Raw genomic sequence first — 19,910 nt, 5'->3', positions numbered from 1 at the left:
AATAGCAAAGAGGAAAATAAAGGATATTCATTCATTTAGCAGAATATCATCATATGCAAACAATGCTCATAGTTTGGGGAGGATGAAAATGAATATAACAGATAAAATAATTTCCTATTATAGTAATTATGACGAGTGGGGGCGCCTTGACAGGGAGCCGCTGGAGTTCCAGGTTAATTGGCACTATATGAAAAAGCACCTTCCAAAAAAGGGCCGGGTGCTGGATAATGGGGCTGGGCCCGGAAAATATGCACTTAAGCTGGCGGATGAGGGCTACAGGGTTACTTTAACCGACCTGACTCCCAAGATGGTAGAGACTGCACAGGCAAAAGCGAAGGAACAGAATGTATCACACCAGTTTGAAGGATTTTATGCAAGAGATGCCAGGCAGTTAACAGGCTTGCCTGAAAATACTTATCATGCATCACTTATGCTTGGCCCGCTTTATCATTTGCAGGAGGAAAGGGACAGAATCCAGGCTGTCCGTGAGCTTCACAGAGTTACGAAAAAAAACGGAATTGTTTTTGTGGCATGTATGTCAAGGGTAAGGCATTTGATTACCTCCCTGCAAAATCCGCTCTCATGGAAGCCTAATGACAAAATGGATTCTATTAACGAGTTTAATTCAACCGGATTGTTCAATCATGCTGACCCAGGACGATTTACAGGAGTTTATTATTTTGAACTGGAAGAAATTAAGCCGTTCATGGAGTCCCAGGGTTTTCGCACTCTGGAACTGATTGGATCCAACGTTGGTGCAGCACTCAGCCAGGAAAGCTGGAATTATTGGGAGCAGGCTGGACAGGAAGAATTAAGCAAGGTTAGAAGATTGATTGTAGAAAAAGCATCAGATCCGTATATATTAGGCATCTCATCACATTTGCTTTATATAGGAAAAAAAGGCTGAAGCTGAAGGTGTTCATGAAAGGGGAAAGCACAGCACCATAAAAGTGCTGTGCTTTCAAAAACTGAATAGGGTGCTAAGCAGCTTTTTCTTTTTTTGTTTCTTTTGCGGGCTGCCGCCGTCAAAAATGGCCATATCCCCAGCGGGTGATGAAGAAGTGCCTTTTGCAGTATTTTCAGCTTTTTCCAGGCGTTTAGTTAGTGCCTTGATTTGGCTTTGCAGATCTTCTATTTCCCGCCGATGCTGGAGTATTTGATAAGTGACTACCGAATCTGCCTTTGATTCGAGCCTAGATTCCATTTCATTGAACCGGGCCATGAGATTTTCAGCAATGCGGCTATCTTCAGATGCATCAATTTTTCCTTTTCTTCTCGGCTTTTCGTTATCTTTATGATCAGCAGGGGATATAGGATTTGCTGATTGCGCGTGTATTTCTCTTAATTGATTGATGTTCTCCTCGGTAAACGAATAATGCCCCAGTTCGTTTTTCTCCATTTTGAGATTAAACTGCTTCACCCAGCGCTGGATGGTCCTTGGTGAAACTCCTAATAATTCTGCTGCTGCAACTGTATTCATAAGATCCCTCCTTAGAACATTCAGTTCTCTAAGAACTTTCAGGTTCCTTCCAAGGCGACAAAACAAGTTTCCATTCAGCAAAGAAAGAGTATTTTTTATGTTTTTCTTCATGATTGCCGTTAAAACTACGGCAGATGAACTTGCATCGTCATTCATGGCTGAAAAAAATATTATTCGACATAACCTATTATAGGATTGTTCTAGATTGAAAAAACCTGTAGAATTTTTCCATAGGAACCTCTTTAGGCGGTGATCAGAATGGAAATGACAAAGCATTTTTTCTTTACGCTTGTGATATTATTTATTTTTTTGTTCATTTACTTGATTTGGTCAGATAGGAGAAGGGAAATGCCCTTTTCGAAATCATCTGCTATTTTTTGGTTCATTGCATCCCTGTGGATGTGCCTGTATTTTTCGTATGAAGCAGCACCAAACATCCGGTTTGATTTAAGAGAGGTCCCTATAGTGATAGGCGGCCTTTATTTAGGGATTGGGCCGCTTGCTTCGTTGGCTGTCATCTTAATCCGCTATTTTTACGGAGTCAATCAGGGCTTTTATTTTACTCTTGGCTTCTACGTGCCGCTGGCAATAACTTTATGGAAGCTTTACCCCTGGTTTTGGAAACAGGGACCAAGGAGGCGCATCGGTTTTTCTGTGTCACTTACCTTTCTTATCAGTGTTTTGACTGTAGTTCCGCTGGGATACCTGCAGCCCCGCTCTAATTGGGTGGATGTGTATTTCGCATACATGGCTGTTCCTCCGCTTGGCGTATTTATGATTTCTTATTCCATTGAATTTGTCATTAAAAATCTGCATATGTATCAGCAGCTTATTAAAGCTGAAAAGCTGCAGGCGGTTGAACAAATGGGTGCTGCCATATCACATGAAATCAGGAACCCGCTAACCGCAGCAATTGGGTTTGTACAGCTTCTTCAGGAATCATCAATTAGCGCAGCGAAAAGAAATCAGTATCTCTCCCTGGTAAAAGATGAATTGAAATCGGCTGAAAGAGTCATCCAGGATTACCTGACCTTTTCCAAACCTGCACTTGAATATGTGGAAGAGGTGAATGTGAAAAAAGAGCTAAGGCATGTCATAAACGTTTTACAGCCGCTTGCGAATCAATTTTCAGTTGAAATAATTGCAGAATTTGCAGTAGTGGGGACCATTCAGGGAAATCGTCAAAAATTTCATCAATGCTTTTTAAATTTGATAAAAAATGCAATTGAGTCAATGCCTGATGGCGGAATATTGACCATCGAAACAGACTACTCAGAAAAGCAGATTGATATCAGGATCAAGGATACCGGGTGCGGAATGAACAAAGAACAGCTTAAAAGATTAGGAGAGCCATATTATTCTACAAAGGGCTCGAAAGGAACCGGCCTTGGCATGATGGTTTCTTATGGAATCATCCGCGCCTTGAACGGAAGCATCAGGGTTCAAAGCGGGATAGGCGAGGGAACGGAATTTATGATAACTTTCCCAACCTCTTTGCCGTCGTTTAAAAATGAACGATTTTAAAGAATGAATACAATATGCCGCAGAGAGCCTGAAGTTACAGTACAGGCTCCTTGAAGCATGTTTTCTAATAATAATAAAGAAATTGGAGAACTCACTTGTGTCTATGAAACTAAGAACTATTTTTGCTATTAGCTTTGCTTTTCTTATTCTTATTTTTTGTGCAATTTTAAGCAGTGCCATTTCAAGCAGGACGACTTCTGTGCTTAAGGGGGAGGCTGGAAACTTGCTTTATGGGGCCGCCTTTCAGATGGCAGATAAATTAGATTACTTCATGTGGTCGAGATACAGTGAAGTGGATGTTCTTAGTGAACTGTTAACACAAAAACAGCATGCTGGAGATTATAGTGATGAGCATTTACTTGATCAGCTTAAAAAACGCATCCCTTCATTTTCCTGGGTTGGCATTACAGATGATAAGGGAGTAGTGACAGCAGCTACCGGCCGTATTTTGGCGAATAAAGATATTTCGGAACGGCCTGTATTTAAAAATGCCGTCAAAAAGCCGTATATAGGTGATGTCCATGACGCTGTACTTTTATCTAAGCTATTGCCAAACCCGAATGGAGAGCCGCTGCAATTTGTTGATATCAGCACACCGATAAGGGACAGCCAAAACAGGTTTAAGGGTGTACTCGCTGCCCACCTGAGCTGGACATGGTCCAGAGAAGTAAGAGATGACATTATAAGGCCGATGCAGGGAAAGAGAAAAGGTATAGAAATTTTCGTTATCAGCTCTAAGGATCACATCATCCTGCTCGGACCTAAAAATATGGTAGGCAAACCGCTGAACCTGGCGCGGGGCAATGGACATAATTGGGCAGCGGTAACCTGGCCGGACGGAAAAAAATATGTTACGGGCTTTGCCAAAAGCAAAGGTTACAAAAATTATTCCGGGCTCGGCTGGTCTGTAATTGTGCGCCAGCCTGAGGCTGCTGCATATGCCCAGGCTAAAGAACTTCAAAGATTTATTATATTCTTGGGTGCAGCTTCCAGTGTTATCTTTGCCCTATTGAGCTGGGCAGTGGCAGGGAGAATATCAAAGCCTCTGCAGTCCCTTACCACTGCAGCCAACATGGTAAGTGCCGGGAATAGCACAGATATTCCTGTCATGAAAGGAATAAAAGATATAGAAATCCTTTCCGCTTCATTGCGGGAAATGGTGTTATCTCTTAGCCAGAAAGAAACCCAGCTTGGAGAAATGGAGATGCTCGCCTATCATGATGGACTTACAGGACTGCCAAACAGGATATCTCTGCTTCTTTATATGGATAAACTAAAGAAAGAGCAGGATCTGAAAGGGCATGTGCTGACATTTCTTTTCTTTGATCTTGATGGTTTCAAGGCGGTTAATGACAGCTATGGACATCATACTGGAGATTTGTTAATAAAGCAGGCCGCGGTGAGGATAAGAAAAACCTTACGGTACGGTGACTTTCTTTGCAGGCTTGGCGGAGATGAATTTGTTGCTGTCATAGAGCATGAACAGAAACAACCTCGTGAAAAAGCAGGACAGATGGCCGAAGAGGTCATCTCGGTTTTAAATAGGCCGTTTTTGATTGAAGGTCAGGTGATACATATAGGATGCAGTATTGGCGGGGCTATTTGGCCATTAGATGGAAAGGATCCTGAAGAGGTCTTGAAGTTGGCTGATCAGGCACTGTATGCTGCTAAAGCCAATGGAAGAAACCGGTTTTACTTTTCTGGAAGGGAATTGGCGGAATAATGTAGTTGATTAACTTTAATTCAGGCGGCCCAGTAAGGGGGCCAGCTGAATTAAAGTCTTTTTTTATTCTGCTATATCTATGGCCCATATGGCAGAAAAAAAACGAAGGTTCATCAAGGGGAAATTTGCTTTTCTTATTATTCATAACTGTTTTATGTTACAAATAATGATAATAAGTTATATTTAGTTATGATTAGTATGGAAGGGACGATGGGGTTTGAAAAAATTATATCTGTTTTTATCTTTAGTCATGCTTATATGCCTCATAGGGGCTGGGTGCGGAAAAAATGAAACGGACAAAGGTCGAGATAAACAAAAGAGCAACTCTGGAAAAGTAGTATTAACGGTGTCGGCAGCTGCCAGCCTGCAGGATAGCTTAAATAAGATTAAAACTTCATTCGAAAAAGAGCACCACAATGTGAAAATCAACTATAATTTTGGTGCTTCAGGAGCACTTCAGCAGCAAATTTCCCAAGGCGCCCCTGTTGATCTTTTCTTCTCTGCCGCCGAGGATAAGTTTAAGAAGCTGGTGGATGAAGGGTTAATAGACAAAGATCAAGGGGGAAATCTGGTCGGCAATGAAATTGTACTGATTGTTCCTAAGGGTGCAAAACAAGGAATTAATGATTTCAAAGATCTTGCGAAAGCGGGGAAAATTTCACTTGGCACCCCTGAATCTGTACCGGCAGGGCAATATGGCAAGGAAACTTTACAAAATTTAAAGGTTTGGAATTCTGTAGAAAACAAAGTGGTATATGCCAAGGATGTACGTCAGGTGCTTACATATGTTGAAACAGGCAATGTGGATGCAGGTATTGTTTATAAAACAGATGCGCTGATCTCCAGCAAGGCAGAAATTAAAGCCGAAGCAAATCATAATACTCATGGGCCTATTATTTATCCTGCAGGTGTGATTAAGAAAAGCGCTCATGCAAAAGAAGCTGAACTTTTCTTTAAGTATCTCCAAAATGAACAATCGATGAAAACATTTGAAAAGTTCGGATTTACGAGAGCGAATAAGTAAACGGCTGCTGTATTGATGCAAAACCTGTGAATGACTTAAAAGCCTATCCTTTTTACGAAGGCATTCCCAAAAAGGGAATGTCTTTTATCTGTTTAAAACGGCTATTCTTGCGTATATCATTTTAAGGAAAATGCGAGTTTTGGAGGAAAATGCCTGCCGGGTGCAGAATATCTGTCAAAGTTACTGTTTTTTTTGCAGAAAAGCATATACGGCGGGGAGTGGGTAAATGATTCATTTAATAGTGAATGCAGATGATTTTGGATACTCAAGAGGGGTGAATTATGGGATACTCGACAGTCACCTTCTTGGTATCGTGAATTCTGCGACAATGATGATGAATATGGAAGGAACCGAACATGCCATTCAGCTTGCGAAAGAGTATCCTTCGTTAAAGACAGGCATCCATCTTGTCTTAACCTGCGGAAGTCCGCTGCTGAAGGATGTGAGGAGTTTGACGGATCAAAACGGTAATTTTAAGAAACAGTCACAGCTATTGAAAGATGGCGGCTTTTCACTGGATGAAATAGAACGTGAATGGTCCGCTCAAATTGAGGCTTTCCTTTCATCCGGTTTAGAGCCCACCCATCTTGACAGCCATCACCATATGCACGGTACAAAGGAAATCATGCCTGTTGCTGACTCGCTTTCAAAGAAATACCGTTTGCCGCTTCGGAAAACGGGAAACGGGCAGGAGGGTGTATTCTATTTTTCTGACGTGTTTTTAGATGACTTTTATGGAGAAGGAGCAATAGAGGACTACTTTAATAAGCTTCATGAAAAAGTATCCGACAATGCCCTTGTTGAAGTGATGTGCCACCCGGCATATTTGGACACCTCTATCATGGAGGGATCTTCCTACAATCTGGCCCGTCTGCGCGAAACATCAATATTAACAAACACCGTCCTGCCAAAAAATGTGGCACTAGCCAAACTATAAAGCGGAAGCGCCTGAATAGCGGAACAAAGACTAAAAGCGCCGCGTCCTGCGGCAACGTCTTTGTGACCCCCATCCTGGGGGCCTCTGACCAGCATAAGGCAGGTAAGAAGAGAAGGCGCTATTTGCCTTCACTGCTTACATGACTTATGACCTCGAGGGGCTAGGCGCTGGAGCTGGATTTAGAAGTAATAAGAAAGCCCCCGCTCATTAAAGCGGGGGCTTCTTATTACTTTTCTGCTGATGCGGCAGCCTGATAGCTCCGATTCTTAAGTCCGGCCGCATAATAGATGACTACCAAAAGCCCGATCCAGAGCGGCCCGATGATTAAAGCAATCCTCGTATCTTTTGAGAATCCCAATAAAATGGTCACTAACAGCAAAAACGCAAGCGAGATATATGAAGAGTAAGGGTAAAACGGCATCTTGTACTGAAGCATTTTCTTTTCTTCAGCGCTCATCCTATGCCTTGATACCATCTGGGTGACCAAAATAGTTCCCCAGGTCCAGATGGCCCCAAATGTTGCTATGGAGGTGACATAGCTGAACACATGCTTGGAAAGGCTGTAATTCAAGTATACCCCGATCAATAGCACGGCTGACGAAACAATGACAGCAAGGCCCGGAACGCCGCCTTTATTAGTCCGTTTGAAGCCTTTTGGCGATTCTCCCTGCTGTGCAAGATTAAACAGCATTCTTCCTGTACTGAAAATCCCGCTGTTGCAGGAGGAAAGTGCTGCCGTAAGTACAACAAACTGAATAATGCCTGCTGCTCCCGGAATGCCAATCTTCTCAAAGGTCAAGACAAACGGGCTATTGCGGGCAGTGATTTCGTCCCAGGGATAAATGGACATAATGACAGTCAGTGAGAACACATAAAAAATGAGAATTCTCCAGAATACTGTATCGATGGCCTTTCTTATCGCTTTTTTGGGGTTTTTTACTTCGCCTGCCGTGACTCCAAGCATTTCTACACCGAGATAAGCAAACATGACCATCTGGAAGGATAAAAGCACACCTTTCAGTCCATGAGGAAAGAAACCGCCATTTTTATAAAGGTTGCTGAATCCCAATGCATGTCCGCCATTTCCGATTCCGAAAATGATCATGCCAAGGCCGATGACTATCATTAAGATGATTGTGACAATTTTAATAAGTGAAAACCAGAATTCCAATTCCCCGTATGCCTTGACTGCAAGGAAATTGATAAGTGTCATTAAAATAAGTGCTCCAAGCGCCCAAGCCCACTCAGGCGTTCCCGGATACCAGAATTGCATGTAAATGCCTACTGCCGTAATTTCAGCCATACAGGTAGCAATCCATAAAAACCAGTAATTCCATCCGGTTATAAAACCTGCAAGCGGGCTGATGGTTTCTCTGGCATAACGGCTGAAGGATCCTGCAACAGGATTTTTGACCGCCATCTCGCCAAGGGCCCTCATTATAAAATAAATGATGATTCCTCCGACAGTATAAGCCAAGAGAATTCCCGGGCCTGCCAATTTAATAGCAGATGATGAACCGAGAAACAATCCGACGCCTATTGCCGCTCCTAAAGACATCAGGGTGATATGCCTTTGTTCCAAGCCTCTCTGCAAAAGAGAGTCATCGCTGTTCTTTTTCATAGCCTTCACCTTTTCTTTTAATTATGTAATATAGTATATTAGTGTTACATTAATACGATGAGAAATACATGTCCAGTTTTAATGCCAATTCATAGCTCAAGTAATTCCTGATTTTGTAAGCCTTTTCAGAGTAATTTCCCTAAATCTTCTTTTCCTCCAGGATTCCGCTGGTTCAACATCAAGTTTAAGCTTTAACTTTAACAGAGGCAAGTCTAATAAAATCGCTCTGGAACATGGGAAAAAATTATTATAATATTCTATTAATATTATTTGATAATAGTATATCTTTCTGGTTAATTTGTAAAGAAATCCTCCGTAAAATAGATATATTGAATGATAAAAATGGCACACCTTATGCAGGGAATGCCACAAAGAAGGATATATGCCAGTTAGGCTTTTTAGTTCCAAAATCCTCCCAGAAGTTTTTCGATAGCCCTTCCAGCAAGCTTAAATGGCCAAAAAATGACATATTCAATCAGTGATCCGACAAGCTCTCCAAATAATTCAGAAAGAAAGGATTCTTCTTCTTCTTTTTTCTTCTTCTTCTTTCTCTGTGAATCCGACATCCCGCGCCTCCTTTTCATTGGAATGCTTTCAATTAATCATAATGCCTATAGAAGCGAATAAAAAGTATGGATATGTAATTTTATTCCTTTTCTTTCGCTCTGCACAGGCACAATAAGTTTACTTTCGGACATTTTCTTTAAGAAGTAGCTTATTGGCAGCAAATGTCCAGTTTGGGGCAGCATGCTTTTTGCTGCTCTTTAAAACGGGATAAAAAAACTGCTTATCCTCTGTCATTCATTCAGTAAAAACCCATATAAATGTTTAGATAGGAGGCGTTGCATCATGGCAGTCGTAAAATCGACAACTGCAGACATTGACCTTTTAGCACGTTTGCTCAGGGCTGAAGGGGAAGGAGAGGGAGTTAAAGGAATGCTTCTGGTCGGTAATGTGGGCATCAACAGAATCAGGGCCAATTGCTCGGATTTTAAAGGATTGCGCACAATCCCCCAAATGGTTTATCAGCCGCATGCCTTTGAAGCCACGATCCATGGATATTTCTATCAGCGTGCCAGGGACAAGGAAAGGCGTCTCGCGCGAAGGAGCATTAATGGAGAACAGCAGTGGCCGGGCAAGTACAGCTTATGGTATTTTAGGCCGCCGGCTAATTGTCCTTCTCAGTGGTACAATCAGCCCTTTGTTGGACGCTATAAACTTCATTGTTTTTATGAACCGACAGCTGAAACCTGCCAAAATGTTTATAACACTTTTTAATTGGAATGCCAGGAAAAGCGCTCTTTAAGCAGCGCTTTTTTATTTGCCATGCCAGATGTGATCAGTATGAATCTTTTGGACAATCTATTTCATATAGAAGCAGGAAGGTCTTTTTGCCTATTTTGGTAAAGACAAGAATCAAATAGACTATTTTATTCTGAAATTTCAAAAATTAATATTCTATTTCGGCAATAATAATGAAGAAATTGACATTATTACTAAGTATAATCAAGTTGAATACAAAAAAATTTCAGGAGGAATTCACGAATGGAGAGATGGTTTAACGGTAAGTGGCTTACTATTGCGGTTTTAACACTCATGGTGGTTGCGAATGCTCTTGGCTTTGCGCCTTCAAATGCCCATGCTGCAGCTGCTGACAATGTGCTGCCTGATGGCACTGGAAAAAAGGTGCTATTTGACAATACTCATGGCCAGACATCCGGAGCAGCGGATTGGGTGATTGATGGGGGATTCTCGGATTTTGCTAATGGCCTAAAGGAAAAAGGGTTCGCAGTATCGGAATTATCCCGCAATATTCCTTTTAACTACGGTGAACAGGCCGTTACCTTTGATAAACTTAAGGACTATGATGTATTCGTAATTGGTGAAGCAAATATTCCTTATAAAAAATCAGAGCAGGATGCCATGATCCAATATGTGCAAAATGGAGGAAGCATCTTTTTCATTGCTGACCATTATAATGCTGACCGCAATAAAAATCGCTGGGATGCATCTGAAGTAATGAATGGCTACCGGCGCGGGGCTTTTGATAATCCTTCAAAAGGGATGACTCAGGAAGAAGCTAATTCCCCGGCGATGCAAGGGGTGCAAAGCTCGGATTGGATGGGAAGCAACTTTGGAATCCGTTTCCGCTATAACGCAGTAGGTGATGTAAATGCGTCGGATATTTCAGCTCCTGCACAGTCTTTTGGCATTACAGAAGGTGTGAATTCAGTAGCAGTCCATGCCGGTTCTACTTTGGCTGTTTTAGATCCATCAAAAGCCAAGGGCCTGGTTTATCTTCCGCAAAATCCACCTTCCTGGGGCTCAGCTGTTGATAAGGGAGTTTACAGCGGCGGTGGAAAAGCAGAGGGACCGTTTGCGGCAATTTCCAAGCTTGGCGGAGGAAAAGCTGCATTTATTGGAGATTCTTCTCCTGTAGAGGATGCCTCACCGAAATACCTTAGAGAGGAAACGGGACAAAAGAAAACTACCTATGATGGATTTAAAGAAGCAAACGACAGCACATTCCTTGTGCAGACAGTTGAATGGCTTGCTGAAAAGGAAAGCTATACAAACTTCAGCCAGGCTGGAATCGAACTGGATCAGAAGACTCCATTGATTCTTGATGCCACTAAAGCGGAAAACGAAAATCCTGCTACGACAACAGAACCTCAGGCTGAGCCATGGTCACAGCCTCAAGCAGGGTACAAATGGTATGATCCTTCCACCTTCAAGCCAGGATCATATGGTTCATCCCAGGCACCTGCAGCAAATCCTGCATACAGCCTAATTCACCAAAGCACATTGCCTTCATCCCAGGATTTTCAAATCAGGGTTTCATTGAGCGGCTTGAACCCGGGACAAACAGTTTCAGGCTTAAAGCTGGGCATATATTTATCAGGTGGAACACAGATTGCTAAGGTGAAAAATGAAGATGGCTCCTGGCCTAAAACAGAGGGCTACAGCTCTGATTTTTCCGTTACGGCCAATGACCAGGGAAAAGCTTATAAAGACCTGACCGTTCATATTAATGGAACAAAAGGTGCTGCGAGCTTAAGGCTGAAGCAAGGCAGCAATAACGCAGTTACAGAAGCGGTAACAATTGCGGATGTGCCGGCAGAACCGCTTCCTGAGGACAAGCCTGCCATTCCGGATGCAATAACTGTTAATGATGCAAGAAAAAGCGCGGATGGCACACTTGTTACCGTTGAAGGAACGATTACTTCTGAGCCAGGAGTGTTCGGAGGAATGGGCTTTTATCTTCAAGATGCCTCAGGCGGGACTTATGTGTACCAAAATGAAGCAGGATATCATAAAGGAGACAAAGTCCAGATAACTGCGGTTAAGAAAACCTATAATTCAGAAGTGGAGCTGACAGACCCTGTCGCTCTGAAAAAGACGGGAACAGCAAGCGTTGAGCCTCGTGTACAAGATGCTGTGAATGACGAAAATCAAGGGCAGCTTATCACGCTGGAAAATCTTAAAATAGTAAAATATGATCCTGCGAATGGTTCAGGCACTTTTCAATTTACGGCCGCGAGTCCCGAAGGAAAGGAATCCATTGTGCGCATTGACGGCAGGACAGGCATTTCTTATGACCGTTTAACACAATTGTATCCTGCAGGTTCCCAGGTCAACATTACAGGTATTTCTTCTATTTTTAATGGTGCTTATCAATTAAAACCAGTGTCTATAGAACAGATACAGTCTGCAGATGCTGCCCCGCCAGTTACTGCAGTTACAAGCAGCGGCAAGCTTGGAGCGGGTGTTTATAATAAGGAAACTGTTCAAATTGCCTTTTCCGCTAACGATGGCAGCGGTACAGGTGTTGCCAAGACCGAATACAGAGTTAATGGAGGAGAGTGGACTGTTTCAAGTGGATATGCCGCCATTTCAGATGAAGGGAAGAATATAGTAGAATTCCGTTCTTATGACTTAGCAGGCAATGTGGAAAGCGTGAAATCTGTTCAGGTCTGGATCGACAAGCATGCCCCGGAAATAACGCTGGATGGACAGGCATCATTTTACCAGACAGACTCAGCAATACCTGCAAAAATTACAGCAGCAGATCAGCTAAGCGGAGTGAAATCGGTTAAATATATACTGGATAATACAGTGATTTCAGATTTGCAGGCTGTTTCGCCATTGAATTTAACAGCAGGAAAGCATAAACTTCAAGTCACTGCTGAGGACGAAGCGGGAAATACAATAGCAGAAACCTATACGCTCGAATCAAAGATCGATATAGATCACCTTGATGAGCTTATTGACATAGGAGTCAAGCAGGGCAAATTCGAGAATAAAGGAATTGCAAAAAGCCTGCAAGCGCAGATTGCATCTATCCAGCAAGCTAAGAATCAGAAAGTGATAGACCAAAAGCTTAAGGTCCTTGAAACTGAAGTAAGAACGCTGAAAAAGATATTCATCGATAAAGAATTTGCTGACATCATCATTCAAGACATTGATTATATTCAAGGACAGTAAATAGCATAGTAGAGAAGGCTGCATATATTGCCTGCAGTCTTCTTTTTTTATGCATAAAAAATGGCACTCCTGCCAGAAGTGTTCGGATTGTAAACTCCATGTAAAGTAATGGCTAATATTCACAGGTTCTTTTTCTGGTGAAATAAAGGCCGTCCCTCCCGATAACTTTGGGTTTCTTAATTAGTAAGGCGTCTTTTAGCCATGAGTCCCCCTTAAAACAATAGTAAAAATATTTACATAGAATTCAAAGAGAGTTCATATTGGCATAACAATTGACCATTAATATGAGATTGTACCCCAAAGAGAGTACAAAGTACTAGAAAGATAAAAAGCTATTAACGGAGGGAAATTTAATGAAGATTACAGGTTTGAAATTATCTATGGCTGCTCTAGTAATGGCAGGAGCACTTGCAGGATGCGGAAAAGCTGACGATTCAAAAGGCAGCGATAATGCAAAAAAAACTGATGATAATAAAACAGCTTACTCAGGAACTGTTACTGCAGCCGGATCAACAGCACTTCAGCCTCTAGCTGAAGAAGCAGCCAATGAAATTCAAGGAACTTACCCTAATCTCTCTGTAACTGTTCAAGGCGGCGGAAGCGGAACAGGTGTTAATCAAGTAGCAGCCGGCGCTGTGAATATCGGGAATTCTGATGTTCCTTCAGCCGATAAATTAGAAGATAAATCAAAAGCCGACAAGCTTGTAGATACAAAAGTAGCTGGAATAGGATTTGCGTTAGTTGTAAATAAAGATGTTTCAGTAGAAACCTTAAAAGAAGATCAAATCCAGGGGATCTTTTCAGGCAAAATCAAGAACTGGAAAGAAGTTGGCGGAAACGATGAAAAAATCAATGTGATAAATCGCCCGGCATCATCCGGTACACGTGCAACTTTTGAAAAAACAATGATGGGCGGAGTTAAGATTGATGACAGCATCGGTACTGCGCAGGATTCAAATGGTGCGGTTGAGCAATCTGTAAACTCTACAAAAGGTTCTATCAGTTACCTTGCCCTATCCTATTTAGTAGGAGATAAAAAGGACAGCCTTAAGACTTTAAAAATTAACGATGTTGAACCAACTTCAGATAATATCGTTAATAAAAAATATCCATTCTGGTCTTATGAGTACATGATTACAGATGGCCAGCCTAAAGACGGCATTAAAGGCTTCATTGATTATGTAACAGGAGATAAATTTGCAGATAAGGTAACAGAAATGGGTTATATTCCAATGTCAGACTTAAAATAAAAATTGCTAGAATGGCTGGCTGTGACAGTCAGCCTTCTTTCATTGCAGTCAATGGTAAGGGGGTTCGGGGATGAAGGAAAAAAAATCAATAAATTATGTTACGAGTGAATACCTTGGACGAACACTTGTAACGATTTGCGGACTGCTGATTGTGCTGACCACATTATCCATTATTGTGTTCATATGCGGCAAGGGCATTCAGTCATTCCTGCAAAGCCATCTTTCAATTACAGAAATGCTCACGTCTAAAAATTGGAGTCCTAATGATCCTAAAGACAAATCTTATGGTGCGCTAATATTCATAATGGGGTCTGCTTTTGTTTCAATAGGTGCGGTTGTGCTCAGTACGCCTGTGGCTATTGGATTAGCCGTTTTTAATAATTACATTGCACCGAAATTCGGTTCGAAAGTTTTGAAACCGGTACTTGAGCTTCTTGTTGGGGTGCCGTCGGTAGTATACGGATTTTTGGGTGTTACCATACTGGTTCCGCTGCTGCGTGACCAATTTGGCGGTGTAGGATTCAGTCTGATTGCAGGAATTATTGTACTGAGCATCATGATTCTGCCCACTATTGCAAGCATTGCGGATGATGCTGTAAAGGGTGTTCCATTTGAATATCTGGAAGCTTCCTATGGGCTTGGCTCAACGCGCTGGCAGGCTATTAGCAGAATTATCGTGCCAGCAGCCAAAAAGGGAATATTAACAGCGATTGTGTTAGGTCTGGCAAGAGCATTCGGTGAAGCCCTGGCTGTTCAAATGGTTATCGGAAATACAGTCAAAATGGCCGACAGCCTCTATAGTCCAACTGCGACTTTAACTGGAATCCTCACTATGGATATGAGCAACACGCTTAATGGCACAGCCTGGAATAATGCATTATGGACATTGGCCATGATTTTGCTGCTTATTTCTTTCTTGTTTATTTTCATCATCAGAATGATTGGAAAAAGAGGTGCGGAACAAACATGAAAAATAAAGCGCGGGTTATAAATAATATCTGGACTGGAATATTTTATATCATTGCTGTTGCGGTCATCACTCTGCTTGTTTTTTTAGTCGGAAAAATCATGGCACTGGGCTGGGGTTTCTGGGATCCGGATTTCCTTTTTGGCACACCGAGCAATACGATGGCAGGAGGCGGCATTGGCCCGCAGCTGTTTAACTCCTTTTACCTGCTTGTGCTTTCATTGATTATTTCAGTTCCTTTAGGGCTGGGAGCTGGGATCTACCTTGCTGAATATGCGAAAAAAGGGCGGTTTTTGAACTTTGTAAGACTTTGTATAGAAACTATGGCTTCACTTCCTTCTATTGTAGTCGGGCTTTTCGGATTGCTGATCTTTGTAACACTGGCAAAATGGGGCTACACACTGATAGGCGGAGCGCTGGTTATTACCATACTCAATCTGCCCAGCTTATCCAGGATTTGTGAAATGGCCATAAGCTCTGTTCCCTCAAGCATAAAGGAAGCGAGTCTCGGGATGGGAGCGACGAGATGGCAGACATTAATGAAGGTATCGCTGCCGTTTGCTTCACGTGAAATCATTACAGGCATCATATTGACAGCAGGAAGAGTATTCGGGGAAGCGGCTGCTCTTATTTATACAGCCGGGCTTACGACGCCGATGCTAAACTCTGCTGCTGATTTGTCCAGTCCTGTTAATCCTTTTAACATCTTCAGACCGGCTGAAACACTCGCTGTTCATATCTGGAAGCTGAATTCTGAAGGGATCGTTCCGGATGCCCGTTTAATTGCAACAAGGTCTGCTGCCGTACTTATTATTATGGTGCTGGTTTTCAACATTTCGGCCCGCCTGGCAGCAAATTTACTTGATAAGCATTTCAAAGGATCAAAAAAGAAGAAGAAACTAAATAAAGTCTTAAAAAATGCTGCATAAGAACAACATGCTCATCCAAACTCAGGATGAGCCTTTATTTTGAGAAAGGCTACCTGCTAAAAACAGGTAGCCAATGCCATTTTATTCAGTTAGATTAACGAGTACCGAAAGTTCCTGATTGTCCAGCTAATTGAGACTGAGCTGTAGCCACAAGACGCTTAGTGATTTCGCCTCCTACTGATCCGTTCGCGCGAGAAACAGTATCTGCTCCAAGCTGTACACCGAATTCAGAAGCGATTTCGTACTTCATTTGCTCAAGAGCTTGTTCTGCACCTTGAACTAATAATTGATTTCTTCCACCACTGCGGTTTGCCATGTGTTTTCACCTCCTTTGTTGGTATACTTTTAATCTTCCTTCAATCCGGGAAAGAATACTTTGTAAATGCTGGTTAAATATCCAGCAGGAAATCTGTCTGCAGATTTACTCTTAAAAAAGTATTGACTTTTTACAAAAAAAAGATAAAATATAAATTGTACCTGATACATACGGGGCATTAGCTCAGCTGGGAGAGCGCTACGCTGGCAGCGTAGAGGTCAGCGGTTCGATCCCGCTATGCTCCATTTTTCTTAGAACCCTTGGAATTTGCAAGGGTTCTTTATTTTTTGATCTGTTAATCTTGCGCGCGGATATCCTGCTGCTTGCTGAAAGTCAGCGAAGCCTGTTTTTTGGAATCCTCTTTAGATAATAATGCAGCTTTGGCAGAAGAGTGTAAATTTAGCCAGTATCTGCTGCAAAAGAAGGATATTTTCCTTGTTTGCCGAAAAGATAGTAAAGGGGATGTCCAATGGATAAAATTTCGTTATTCAAAAATATGCAAAATGCCAGCGGAGGGAATTTTTTTTCAGTAGAAATTCCTAAAAGCACTTTAGAAGACGGAAGTAAAATTAAAGCCATGGCCAAAGAGCTGGAATCAGAAGGAAAAATTAAATTAAGGGAGTATATCGAGAAGGAAGATAGTGTCTATTTACATGGCATAATGAAATATGCATCCGATTAATCGGATGTTTTTTTCTTTATCCTGCATTTACTGCCAGTACAGTGAGGAAGCCTTTTTTTGGATGCAATTTCGATTTATCCTGACATTTGTTTATTTATATAAAAGATTATTTGGTGCAATAATGGTAAAATAGAGATTGAGTATACTTTTAGGGCAAATTTAATGAAAGTGGATTGGAGGAATGGTGTCACCTTTTGTCTAAATGAGGGTTTAAAGGAGACGTCTGTTAATACCTTTAATGCCGGCTATCACTTTTTAATAGTAAAAGTAACGCTCTATCCTGGAAAAGCAGCAGGAATTTCCTGCCAGGATTTTGAGCTATATGTTTAAGCTGCTTTACCGACTGGATGAATTGGCAAAATGCACGCAGACTATGGAATGTTTCTACTTATAAAGAAGAGGTGTAATTGTGGCAGTTAAAAACAAGTACCAAACCGGAGAAAAAGTGAAATTAAAAACGTCTGGAGAAACAGTTACCATCAATAAATGGCAATATGTTGCAAACATGAAGAAATATTCGTATACCATCAAGGAAAACCCTACTACTTTTTATTTTGAAGATGAATTTCTAACCCTATAAGCGCCAGAATGAATTCATATTCCCAAAAAGCTCACTTCTTTTAGAAAATGAGCTTTTTCACACGGCTTTTTTTGGAAAATTGCATATTTGCTTTCCGGCAGGCCCGGCTGTACATAATATTTTATCAGCCTGCAGAATTGTATCAGGTCATCTATAAATGAATTCAATTGCTGAGTGTTCAGAAAGGAATTATTATGCAGAAGCCTAAAATAAATCCCTATATTGCTTTAATGATTGGAGTGCTATCTGTTTCTGCTTCTGCAATACTGGTAAAGGCATCGACGGCCGGATCAGGGGTCATTGCGTTTTACCGGCTGTTATTCACAGTGCTGCTGATGCTGCCGGTTTTTATAACGAAGTACCGATTTGAAATTCTCCTGGTCAAAAAACGGGATGCCATTTATTCTGCAGCAGCTGGAGTATTTTTAGCATTTCATTTCATTCTGTGGTTTGAATCGCTCAACTTTACATCTGTAGCAAGTTCGACTGTTCTTGTCACTGTCCAGCCTATTTTTGCTTTTGCTGGTGCATACTTCTTTTTTAAAGAACGCTTCTCGTTTAAAACGATAGCGAGCGGAGCGGTAGCTATTTGCGGATGTGCGCTTATAAGCTGGGGTGACTTTCGGTTAAACGGCATGGCGCTGTGGGGTGATATCCTTGCTTTGCTGGCCTGCGGGCTGGTAACCGCCTATTTACTATTTGGGCAGCATGTAAGAAAAAGAATATCCTCTGGAACCTACACTTTTCTTGTTTATACAGCCAGCACAGTCACATTGTTTGTGTATGTGCTGTTATCAGGAGAGGAGCTGGGTCCTTATCCAAGGCTCGATTGGGTGTATTTTATATTACTGGCTGTTTTTCCGAACCTTCTTGGACACTCGCTTTTCAATTGGTCCTTAAAATGGATCAGTACGACTGTTATATCTATGGCAATTCTTCTTGAGCCGGTCGGCGCGTCTATTTTAGCGTATTTTCTTCTGGGTGAAAGTGTAAAATGGCCTCAAATTACAGGGGGAGCTATTATTCTGGCTGCTTTGATATTGTTTCTGGCTGAAACAAATAAAAGCAAGATCAAAGAAAAAGATGCAGAAGGTCTGGAAGCAAAGTCCGGGTAATATAAAAAGAAACGCAGCAAGCTTTAGGGGCTTGCTGCGTTTCTTTATTATATTATACAAAAGATTGATTGTGGAATACCATACTGAACTCTGTGAATACAATGGCCATAGTGGCGCTCATGATTAACAGTGCGCCATTTACTTTTCCTTCTTGATTGCTGATTTTAATTGCTTCGAAATAAGCGACGTTAAATAAGTACAAAGCCATTAAGTAAGAGATTACTAGTCCGATAGAAGGAATCATTGCTACACCTCAAATTGTGATTTATAAAATGTATGCGTAAGCCATGCGGAATATGCTAGCTAACATACAGCCTAAGACATATCCGCTGAAAGAGATGCCTTTAAGGAAAGTTATAGTCAAATAGCGGTTAAAAGGATAAAATAAGAAAGTTGATCAGCCTTTCTGTGAGTGTTGCAGTAATAGCAGTTATTGCAAGGCTAATTGAGGGCTTGAATATTTTTCGAAAAAAGTATTAAAAATATATTGCAATCATTTTTTAACCGTGATATATTAATACATGTCGCTGAGACAACAAGTTATTTGCTGAAACAAACCGAAAGAATTTTTAAAAAAGGTTGTTGACAAAATAACTTAAGATGTGATAAATTATAGAAGTCGCCTCTTACGAGAAACGACAAAATAATACATCGTAATTGCTCTTTGAAAACTGAACAAAACTAAGCGCCAACGTTTTAAAATAGTGAGCACACACTCTAAAAGCAAATGAGCAAGTCAAACATTTCTTCGGAGAGTTTGATCCTGGCTCAGGACGAACGCTGGCGGCGTGCCTAATACATGCAAGTCGAGCGAATGGATGGGAGCTTGCTCCCTGAAGTTAGCGGCGGACGGGTGAGTAACACGTGGGCAACCTGCCTGTAAGACTGGGATAACTTCGGGAAACCGGAGCTAATACCGGATACGTTCTTTCCTCGCATGAGGAAAGATGGAAAGACGGTTTCGGCTGTCACTTACAGATGGGCCCGCGGCGCATTAGCTAGTTGGTGAGGTAATGGCTCACCAAGGCCACGATGCGTAGCCGACCTGAGAGGGTGATCGGCCACACTGGGACTGAGACACGGCCCAGACTCCTACGGGAGGCAGCAGTAGGGAATCTTCCGCAATGGACGAAAGTCTGACGGAGCAACGCCGCGTGAGCGAAGAAGGCCTTCGGGTCGTAAAACTCTGTTGTTAGGGAAGAACAAGTGCCAGAGTAACTGCTGGCACCTTGACGGTACCTAACCAGAAAGCCACGGCTAACTACGTGCCAGCAGCC

The 19,910-nt window shown here is 41.9% G+C and carries 18 protein-coding genes, 1 tRNA gene and 1 rRNA gene (1 of these 20 running past the window's edge); 15 read left to right on the top strand and 5 right to left on the bottom strand.

What is annotated here, in order from left to right; genetic code table 11:
• The first annotated feature begins 88 nt into the window (after positions 1 to 88).
• Complete coding sequence (locus ACN6MY_RS22030) at positions 89 to 907, top strand: class I SAM-dependent methyltransferase (RefSeq protein ID WP_419882055.1); 819 nt, start codon at positions 89 to 91, stop codon at positions 905 to 907.
• 54 nt (positions 908 to 961) lie between these two features.
• On the opposite strand, the gene ACN6MY_RS22025 is transcribed toward ACN6MY_RS22030, so the two are convergent.
• Complete coding sequence (locus ACN6MY_RS22025; RefSeq protein WP_419882054.1) at positions 962 to 1,480, bottom strand: MerR family transcriptional regulator; 519 nt, start codon at positions 1,478 to 1,480, stop codon at positions 962 to 964.
• 348 nt (positions 1,481 to 1,828) lie between these two features.
• On the opposite strand from ACN6MY_RS22025, the gene ACN6MY_RS22020 reads away from it, so the two are divergent.
• The 4 genes from ACN6MY_RS22020 (at position 1,829) to chbG (ending at position 6,688) form a co-directional block, all read left to right on the top strand.
• Positions 1,829 to 3,004, top strand: a complete 1,176-nt coding sequence (locus tag ACN6MY_RS22020; RefSeq protein ID WP_419882053.1) for an ATP-binding protein — start codon at positions 1,829 to 1,831, stop codon at positions 3,002 to 3,004.
• 103 nt (positions 3,005 to 3,107) lie between these two features.
• Complete coding sequence (locus tag ACN6MY_RS22015; protein ID WP_419884251.1) at positions 3,108 to 4,727, top strand: diguanylate cyclase domain-containing protein; 1,620 nt, start codon at positions 3,108 to 3,110, stop codon at positions 4,725 to 4,727.
• 250 nt (positions 4,728 to 4,977) lie between these two features.
• Complete coding sequence (gene modA / locus ACN6MY_RS22010) at positions 4,978 to 5,751, top strand: molybdate ABC transporter substrate-binding protein (protein ID WP_419884250.1); 774 nt, start codon at positions 4,978 to 4,980, stop codon at positions 5,749 to 5,751.
• A 226-nt stretch (positions 5,752 to 5,977) separates the two neighbouring features.
• Positions 5,978 to 6,688, top strand: a complete 711-nt coding sequence (gene chbG, locus ACN6MY_RS22005; RefSeq protein ID WP_419882052.1) for a chitin disaccharide deacetylase — start codon at positions 5,978 to 5,980, stop codon at positions 6,686 to 6,688.
• Positions 6,689 to 6,914: 226 nt separating this feature from the next.
• On the opposite strand, the gene ACN6MY_RS22000 is transcribed toward chbG, so the two are convergent.
• A complete protein-coding gene (locus tag ACN6MY_RS22000; protein WP_419882051.1) occupies positions 6,915 to 8,309 on the bottom strand; it encodes an amino acid permease in 1,395 nt (464 codons plus the stop codon).
• Positions 8,310 to 8,707: 398 nt separating this feature from the next.
• Entirely contained in the window at positions 8,708 to 8,875 is a 168-nt protein-coding gene (locus ACN6MY_RS21995) for a hypothetical protein (RefSeq protein WP_419882050.1), read from the bottom strand.
• Positions 8,876 to 9,158: 283 nt separating this feature from the next.
• On the opposite strand from ACN6MY_RS21995, the gene ACN6MY_RS21990 reads away from it, so the two are divergent.
• The 5 genes from ACN6MY_RS21990 (at position 9,159) to pstA (ending at position 15,940) form a co-directional block, all read left to right on the top strand.
• Positions 9,159 to 9,587, top strand: coding sequence for a cell wall hydrolase (locus tag ACN6MY_RS21990; RefSeq protein WP_419882049.1), 429 nt, complete (start codon positions 9,159 to 9,161; stop codon positions 9,585 to 9,587).
• A gap of 267 nt (positions 9,588 to 9,854) precedes the next feature.
• Positions 9,855 to 12,794 (top strand): OmpL47-type beta-barrel domain-containing protein, encoded by a 2,940-nt coding sequence (locus ACN6MY_RS21985; RefSeq protein WP_419882048.1) that lies wholly within the window; start codon positions 9,855 to 9,857, stop codon positions 12,792 to 12,794.
• Between the two features lie 353 nt (positions 12,795 to 13,147).
• Positions 13,148 to 14,044: a phosphate ABC transporter substrate-binding protein PstS family protein gene (locus ACN6MY_RS21980; RefSeq protein ID WP_071350849.1), complete on the top strand. Its 897-nt coding sequence runs from the start codon at positions 13,148 to 13,150 to the stop codon at positions 14,042 to 14,044.
• Between the two features lie 70 nt (positions 14,045 to 14,114).
• The gene (gene pstC / locus ACN6MY_RS21975) at positions 14,115 to 15,014 is read left to right on the top strand and encodes a phosphate ABC transporter permease subunit PstC (RefSeq protein WP_419882047.1); all 900 of its coding nucleotides are present in this window, start codon (positions 14,115 to 14,117) and stop codon (positions 15,012 to 15,014) included.
• Positions 15,011 to 15,940 carry a phosphate ABC transporter permease PstA gene (gene pstA / locus ACN6MY_RS21970; protein ID WP_419882046.1) on the top strand — a complete coding sequence of 310 codons (930 nt, stop codon included), beginning with the start codon at positions 15,011 to 15,013 and terminating at the stop codon, positions 15,938 to 15,940. Before pstC ends, pstA begins: the two co-directional genes overlap by 4 nt.
• A gap of 94 nt (positions 15,941 to 16,034) precedes the next feature.
• Here the strand turns inward: pstA and ACN6MY_RS21965 are convergent, their stop codons facing one another.
• Positions 16,035 to 16,256, bottom strand: coding sequence for a small, acid-soluble spore protein, alpha/beta type (locus tag ACN6MY_RS21965; protein ID WP_419882045.1), 222 nt, complete (start codon positions 16,254 to 16,256; stop codon positions 16,035 to 16,037).
• A 172-nt stretch (positions 16,257 to 16,428) separates the two neighbouring features.
• Here ACN6MY_RS21965 and ACN6MY_RS21960 point away from each other — a divergent pair.
• The 4 genes from ACN6MY_RS21960 (at position 16,429) to ACN6MY_RS21945 (ending at position 18,633) form a co-directional block, all read left to right on the top strand.
• Positions 16,429 to 16,501, top strand: a tRNA-Ala gene (locus ACN6MY_RS21960).
• A gap of 224 nt (positions 16,502 to 16,725) precedes the next feature.
• Entirely contained in the window at positions 16,726 to 16,938 is a 213-nt protein-coding gene (locus ACN6MY_RS21955) for a hypothetical protein (RefSeq protein ID WP_419882044.1), read from the top strand.
• 409 nt (positions 16,939 to 17,347) lie between these two features.
• A complete protein-coding gene (locus ACN6MY_RS21950; RefSeq protein WP_170846107.1) occupies positions 17,348 to 17,518 on the top strand; it encodes a hypothetical protein in 171 nt (56 codons plus the stop codon).
• Between the two features lie 194 nt (positions 17,519 to 17,712).
• Positions 17,713 to 18,633, top strand: a complete 921-nt coding sequence (locus ACN6MY_RS21945) for a DMT family transporter (protein WP_419882043.1) — start codon at positions 17,713 to 17,715, stop codon at positions 18,631 to 18,633.
• Between the two features lie 52 nt (positions 18,634 to 18,685).
• On the opposite strand, the gene ACN6MY_RS21940 is transcribed toward ACN6MY_RS21945, so the two are convergent.
• Complete coding sequence (locus ACN6MY_RS21940; RefSeq protein ID WP_419882042.1) at positions 18,686 to 18,877, bottom strand: hypothetical protein; 192 nt, start codon at positions 18,875 to 18,877, stop codon at positions 18,686 to 18,688.
• 501 nt (positions 18,878 to 19,378) lie between these two features.
• Here ACN6MY_RS21940 and ACN6MY_RS21935 point away from each other — a divergent pair.
• Positions 19,379 to 19,910, top strand: a 16S ribosomal RNA gene (locus tag ACN6MY_RS21935); it runs 1,019 nt beyond the window's last position.

Origin of the sequence: Peribacillus sp. B-H-3, assembly GCF_048572925.1 — a bacterium.
Lineage (GTDB): Bacteria > Bacillota > Bacilli > Bacillales > DSM-1321 > Peribacillus.
This window is presented reverse-complemented; position numbering and strand designations above follow the sequence as displayed.